The following is a 1,660-nucleotide window of genomic DNA, read 5'->3' on the forward strand; positions in this document are numbered from 1 at the left end:
ATTGAAAAGTAAGCGCAATTGCAGCATCTTTAAAGGTAGTTGTTTTGAGCGTCTAGGGGGATATTTGACTATCCCTTTTAAGCAAGCCTTAAAGAATCTGCCTCTCTTAAGAGGGCAGAGTGTCAATCTTCCCCCTCTTCTTTTGCGGCTTTGCGTGAAAATTAATCAAACACTACTACCAACAGATTCCTCTCTCAAATTCAAGGGCGATCGCTCTGGAAAAAGTAGCTTTATATACACTAAAAAAGCAAATTGAGTTATGCGCCTTGGCTCGTTAAAATCTAAAATGTGAGGAATATAAGACTTTCCGGAGATTATTCATATAGTTATGTCTTGCATAATATCAAGTGTAATTCCTGGAAATTTAATACATATTAATGTTGTCAGTCAATATAAATATTGCGATGTGGGAGCGATCGCTTTTACGAAAATCTCACTCCTCAAATCTACTCATGCCAACGGCAAGACTTGGGCGATCGCAAGTTATTGGTAGTAGACGCAACCCGAACTGACATTGTACTTTACACAAACTTTAAGAATCACCGGGAAGATTTTACAAATTCTTGCTGTTCCCCACTCGTTGACTTCAGGAAATAGGTATATCATATTTACTTGTGCGTCAGTAACAATAGTTACAAAATAGCGGTGAATTTAAAACTTCTTGTTTGAAATTTAAAAAGATAAGAAAAAAAACTATCCAATAAGCATACTGTAGGCGCTTTTAAGCCTATCTATGTTTAGGCGATATTTCGTATTGCAGTTTTCCTGGAGAGAGTAGCAAAAAAAATGCTGTTTAATTGTCGAACCAAGCAACAAATTTTCTGATGAGTTACGGACACGATCTATTTTCGCAAATTAGCCTGTAAATAATGGAGTAATTTGCTTTTTGATTCTGTATCGAATGCGATCGCCATCAAAATATCTGTAACTGGATAAAAAGTCCTTAATTCTCTTGCTGCATCGATTATATTAACGCGATGTGCGACTCCCGTCTTGAAACCCCGCTTCCATTCCTCTCCCCCACAGGGAGAGAGGCTTTGATTCTTGCTCCCCTTCCCTACAAGGGAAGGGGTTGGGGGTTAGGTTTGTGAGAAAGTTGCACACAGCGTTTATATTACTTAAATTCAATGAGTGTAAATTTTTTGAGTGTTTAAAAAATCACTTGATCGAGGAGGGGAAAAGAAAAAAGTAATTTAAGATACGCATAAAATTATATTTTTCCTTCCCTTTTCCTTTCTTCGGTTTAAGAAAAGCGCAACTTTTACGCGGTCTTTAATTGGGTGGGGTAACAGTCACCATGATTCAATTTCTTCCCTGTTTCCCCCTTCCCCCTATAAGTAAACTTGTCTTCATCTTTTTTCATTTTGTATGTGTGCTTGTTTCTGGTTAATCATGTAAAGGCTGTATGCCTTTAACTAGAAGCATTCTGGCTTTTTCCGTGGATAATAAAACTGACAAAGTAAAAGATATGTATGTTATGATACCCAGCTTTTATGAAAAAATGATGACGAAAAATTTCAAACTATATTGCATCTTCTGAAAATTCGTTATAAATTATTAACTAATAGGAGAATAATTTGATTTTTAGTGCACAATTCTCAATTGAATTTCAGTAAATACACCGTTTCGGGTTTAATTTAATCTCAACTCGAAACGGTGC

General features: G+C 36.3%; 2 protein-coding genes. Both read left to right on the forward strand.

Annotated features, from left to right (window positions below):
• The coding region (locus OGM63_RS03795) for a hypothetical protein (RefSeq protein WP_263744175.1) at nucleotides 1-256 on the forward strand (256 nt) is incomplete at its 5' end.
• 72 nt (nucleotides 257-328) lie between these two features.
• Nucleotides 329-493: a hypothetical protein gene (locus tag OGM63_RS03800; RefSeq protein WP_263744176.1), complete on the forward strand. Its 165-nt coding sequence runs from the start codon at nucleotides 329-331 to the stop codon at nucleotides 491-493.
• The last annotated feature ends 1,167 nt before the right edge of the window (nucleotides 494-1,660 follow it).

This window comes from Plectonema radiosum NIES-515 (assembly GCF_025753815.1).
Taxonomy (GTDB): domain Bacteria; phylum Cyanobacteriota; class Cyanobacteriia; order Cyanobacteriales; family Nostocaceae; genus Hassallia; species Hassallia radiosum_A.